The following is a 5,012-nucleotide window of genomic DNA, read 5'->3' on the forward strand; positions in this document are numbered from 1 at the left end:
GCCCACCCTTCAAAGCAGGATGCGGTATTTCGCGAAGCCTGCCTCGCCCTCGCCCGCCGGCTCGATCTTCAGCGATTTCACCTGCGCAATGAAATCCTTGGCCTTGGGGCCAGTTTCGAAGACGGCGCTGGCTCCAGGCAGCGGTGCGAACGACCAGTTGTCGTCCGCCGACGGGTTGATCGTGCCCTCGCTGACGATATAGCGGACGATGACATCGCGATTGGTGTCCGGCGCCTCGTAGATGATCTTCGAGGCATTGATGTCGGGGAAATTGCCGCCGCCGCCAGCCCGGTAATTGTTGGTCGCGATGACGAATTTCTGTTTAGGATCAATCGGTTTTCCATCGAAACTCAGGTCGACGATGCGATTGGCGCCAGCGTTGGCCAGCCCGCCCTTGGCATCGTATTTCGACGGCTGCGACAGATCGATCTTGTAGGTGACGCCGTCGATGACGTCGAAATTGTAGGACGGAAAATCAGTGTTGATGAGGGCCTGGTCGGCCTTATCAGGCTCGATCCGGTTGAAGATGCCGGCCGACATTTCCAGCCATTCCTTAACCTGCGCACCGGTGATTTCGACCGCACGCACGGTGTTGGGATAGAGATAGAGGTCGGCAACGTTCTTGATGGCGATGTCGCCCGCCGGCACGTCGGTATAGTAGTCGGCGCCGTTGCGCCCGCCGGCCTTGAACGGCGCGGCCGCCGACAGCAGCGGCACATCCTTCCATTGCGTGTTCTTGAGGATATCCCTGAGGTACCAGGTCTGCGCCTGGCTGACGACCTGCACCGACGGATCGTCGGCGACCAGCGCGAAATAGGAATAAAGCGGCGCGGAGGTCTTGCCGACGGGACGCCGCACATAGGCCAGCGTCGCCTGGTGGTCCTGTTCGAGGGCCGCGATGATGCGCTTGTCGTCCGGGACAGTCGGCTTGTTCTTGTTGTCGAGGCGTTCGAAGATCGGCCGCGCTTCGGAGGTGGCTGAAACGACCTTCCATTTCGACCCGTCACGCTCCAGCATCAGGTCGATCAGCCCCATATGCGAGCCCCAGAAACCGCCCATGACGGCGGGTTTGCCCTGCAGCGTGCCCTTTTGCGTGTCGACACCGTCGAGCGACTGGAAATCCTTCTTGCCGGGGAACACCAGATGCTGGTGGCCGGTGAACACCGCATCGATGCCGTCGACGCCGGCGACGAAGAACGAGGCGTTCTCCATCATGTCGCCCTGCTTCACGTCGATGCCGGAATGCGAGAGCGCAAGGACGATGTCGGCGCCCTCCTCCTTCATCTGCGGCACCCAGGCCTTGGCCGCCTCGACGATGTCGCGCGTCTTGACGTTGCCCTCGAGGTTCTTGAGATCCCAGACCATGATCTGCGGCGGCACGAAGCCGATGATGCCGACCCTGATCGGCTGCTCGGCGCCCGAACCGTCCTTGATCTTCTTGTCGAGGATGACATAGGGCTTGAGATAGAGCTTGTCGTCGCGCGGGTTCGCGGCAAGCTCGGTGCCGCGGATCAAATTGGCGCAGACGAAGGGAAAATTGGCGCCGGCCAGCACCTTATCCAGGAACGACAGGCCGTAGTTGAACTCGTGGTTGCCCAGCGTCGAGCACTCGTAGCCAAGCAGGTTCATGCCTTTCATGATCGGATGCAGGTCGCCGTCCTTCAGCCCCTTCTCATAGGCGATGTAGTCGCCCATCGGATTGCCCTGCAGCAGGTCGCCATTGTCGATCAGCATCGAATTCACGGCTTCCTTGCGCACAGCATCGATGAGAGACGCCGTGCGCGACAGGCCCAGCGTGTCGTTCGTTTTGTCGGCGTAGTAATCGTAAGGCAGCACGTTCACATGGATGTCGGTGGTCTCCATGATCCGGAGATGGGCCTGGTTGGCTTGAGCGCGGGCGGAGAACGGATGCAGCATGATCAGTGCCCCTGCGGCGGCGCTCGCAAGGAGATCGCGGCGGGATATGGGATGGAGCAGTTGCGACATGTTTTCTCCTTCGACAACTGACAAGCCCTGCCCCGAAGCGAACTTCGCTCTGAAACCTGCTTAAGTCCATTCAACAAGTCGCGCGCATGAAGCCGCCACTCGATCAGCAACGGATGACGTGCGGATGAACGATCGGGGCGAGGAAATCAGCCCTTGTCGTCGTCGCCTTGGGTGATCAGCCGCGCGCTGCGCTGGCCTGTCGCGTAAATCCATAGCCAGCTCAGCGAAACCGCAAGCCGGTTGCGAAAGCCGATCAGGAAATAGATGTGCGCCACTCCCCACAGCCACCAGGCCGCCCAGCCAGTCAGCTTGAGCCAGCCGAAATCGATCACCGCGGCGCGCTTGCCGATCGTGGCGAGATCGCCGGCATGCCTGTAGTGGAAAGGACGCGCGGTCGTGTCGCCGCCGAGCCTGCCCTCGATGGTGGCCGCAACATGTCGGCCCTCCTGCTTGGCGGAAGGCGCGACGCCGGGCACCGGCCGGCCATCGGGCCGCAGCACAAGGGCGGCGTCGCCGATGACGAAAATCTCCGGGCTGCCAGATACAGTCAGATCGGGCTCGACCAGCACCCTGCCCGCGCGGTCCGCCTTCGCTCCCAGCCATTCAGCGGCCGGCGAAGCGGCAACGCCGGCTGCCCACAGGATCGTTCGGGCTGCCAGTTGCTTATCGCCAAATACAACACCTTCGGCGTCGCAGCTCGTGACGGCCCGGCCGAGCTCGACAGTCACACCGAGCCGCTCGAGCGCTTTGCTGGCATAGTCGGAAAGTTTCGGTGCGAAATTGGCCAGGATGCGGTCGCCGGCCTCGATCAGCACCACACGCGTCTGCCGCGTGTCGATGTTGCGGAATTCGCCGCGCAGCGTGTCATGCGCCAGCTCGATGATGGTGCCGGCAAGCTCGACGCCGGTCGGCCCGCCGCCGACGATCGCAATGGTCAGCAACGCCTGGCGCTTGGCGGGATCGGTCTCCCGCTCGGCCTGCTCGAAGGCCAGGAGAATTCGCCGCCGAATGCTGGTGGCGTCCTCCAGCGTCTTCAGGCCCGGTGCGAACGGCTCCCATTCGTCGTGGCCGAAATAGGCGTGGCGGGCACCGGTGGCGAGCACCAGCGCGTCGTAGGCGACCGCGCTGCCGTCATCGAGCAGCACGCGCTTGCCGGCGCGGTCGACACCGGTGACATTGGCGAGCAACGTCGTCACCTCCTTGCGCTTGCGCAGGAGGTGGCGGATCGGCCAGGCAACCTCGGAGGTGGCCAGCGCCGTCGTCGCCACCTGGTAGAGCAGCGGCTGGAAGAGGTGATGGTTGCGCTTGTCGATCATGGTGATGCGCACCGGAGCGCCAGCAAGTGCACGGGTGAACTCAAGACCGCCGAAACCCGCGCCGACAACGACGACATGATGCCTGGCTTCATTCATTTCGTTCACCCCGATGGCAAGATTGCCTGTCCTGGATGTAGGTATTTTTGTGCAATGCAACAACAGATGGACGGTGCCCGAGACTCGTCGTTGCATGTCGTGAATGCACATGTTGTATCGTATCGCGAGGTATAGCGTCATCGAACACGCGATGAGGTGAGGCATGGCCAACGATCGTGACGACGATGCTCCGGCGCAGTTTTCTTCGCCGCCCTGTTTCATGCACGAGCTCGATCCGGAATTCCGTGCGCCTTCGAGCGACTGGATCGATGTGAGACGCTGGCGCAAGGCCGAACGCGAACGGCTGATCGCTGCGCGTCTCGCCGTTTCGGCCGACGCGCGAGCGGTAATGTCGCAACGCATCGCCGATGGCCTCGACGCGATCATCGGCGAGATCGCCGGGCGCATGGTCAGTCTCTACTGGCCGTTTCGCGGCGAGCCGGATTTGCGGCCTTGGATGGCGTCCATAAACGAACGCGGCGGCCGCACCGCCCTGCCCATCGTCATCGACAAGGGGCACCCGCTGATCTTCCGCGCCTACAAAGCGGGCGACCGGCTGGAGAAAGGTGTCTGGAACATCCCGATCCCGGCCGAGGGCGATCCGGTGCTGCCGGACATCGTCATCTCGCCGATCGTCGGCATCGATCCCCAGAACTACCGCCTGGGTTATGGCGGCGGCTTCTTCGACCGCACGCTGGCAGCGATGCCGTTCAAGCCGCTGGTCATCGGCGTCGGCTACGAGCTGCAACGCATCGCGACCATCTACCCGCAGCCGCACGATATCCCGATGGATCGGGTGGTAACGGAGGCCAGCTAGTCCAGGCTGTGCTGAGATTCAGGTCAGGCCGAGTCGAAAATGGTCGCTTCCGAGAACGGGAGCGGAGCGTACTTTTCGTACGCGAGCACCGGAAGCGCGGGGAGCTACCATTTGCAGGCCGGCATCACCTGAATATCAACGCAGCCTAGGCCATTTCCGGCTTCATGCCCATGGCGGTCCTGTCGACGATTTCGCGTAGCGCAAAGGACGAATTGATCTTGGTCACATGCGGCATCGCCGACAGCCATTCCTTGTGGATGCGCTCATAGTCGACGAGATCCTTCGCCGCGATCCGCAGGATGTAGTCGTACTCGCCCGACATCAGGTGACAGGACAGCACGTTCGGGCAGCGTTTGATCGCCGCCTCGAAATCCGAGAGCGTCTTCTCGAACTGTCCCGACAGCGATATGTGCACGATCGCCGTCATCTGGTGGCCGAGTGCTGCATTGGAAAGCCGGGCATGATAGCCGCGGATGGTTCCGGATTTCTCCAGATTGTCGAGCCGGCGCGAACAGGCCGACTGCGACAGGCCGACCTTCTCGGCCAGTGCCGCATTGGGTATCCTGCCATCCTTCTGCAAAGCCTCGAGAATGGCGATATCAATCCTGTCGAGCCGCATTTTTCGTGAATCCTGCGAATATCCAGCTATTTCGCGCAACGATTATCGAAACCTGCCGGTTGGCGCAAGCGCATTCGCAAACACCTGCGCAACGATTCGTGGTTCACTCCATCCATACAGGGAACGAGCCCAAAGGGCCGGATCAGGAGAAGAAAATGCGCGTCGGCTGCCCCAAGGA

The 5,012-nt window shown here is 62.1% G+C and carries 4 protein-coding genes; 1 reads left to right on the forward strand and 3 read right to left on the reverse strand.

All coding sequences use genetic code 11. The annotated features are described in order from the left end of the window. Positions 1–9: 9 nt before the first annotated feature. Both EOD15_RS28290 and EOD15_RS28295 read right to left on the reverse strand, forming a co-directional pair. The gene (locus EOD15_RS28290; RefSeq protein WP_127322553.1) at positions 10–1,986 is read right to left on the reverse strand and encodes a bifunctional 2',3'-cyclic-nucleotide 2'-phosphodiesterase/3'-nucleotidase; all 1,977 of its coding nucleotides are present in this window, start codon (positions 1,984–1,986) and stop codon (positions 10–12) included. A gap of 146 nt (positions 1,987–2,132) precedes the next feature. Continuing rightward, positions 2,133–3,398, reverse strand: coding sequence for an NAD(P)/FAD-dependent oxidoreductase (locus EOD15_RS28295; RefSeq protein WP_127409050.1), 1,266 nt, complete (start codon positions 3,396–3,398; stop codon positions 2,133–2,135). Positions 3,399–3,561: 163 nt separating this feature from the next. Between EOD15_RS28295 and EOD15_RS28300 the strand changes: the two genes are divergently transcribed. After that, positions 3,562–4,215 carry a 5-formyltetrahydrofolate cyclo-ligase gene (locus EOD15_RS28300; RefSeq protein WP_127409051.1) on the forward strand — a complete coding sequence of 218 codons (654 nt, stop codon included), beginning with the start codon at positions 3,562–3,564 and terminating at the stop codon, positions 4,213–4,215. Between the two features lie 145 nt (positions 4,216–4,360). Here the strand turns inward: EOD15_RS28300 and EOD15_RS28305 are convergent, their stop codons facing one another. Then, complete coding sequence (locus EOD15_RS28305; protein ID WP_127269076.1) at positions 4,361–4,834, reverse strand: Lrp/AsnC family transcriptional regulator; 474 nt, start codon at positions 4,832–4,834, stop codon at positions 4,361–4,363. Positions 4,835–5,012: the final 178 nt, after the last annotated feature.

Source organism: Mesorhizobium sp. M7A.T.Ca.US.000.02.2.1, from assembly GCF_003996995.1.
Lineage (GTDB): Bacteria > Pseudomonadota > Alphaproteobacteria > Rhizobiales > Rhizobiaceae > Mesorhizobium.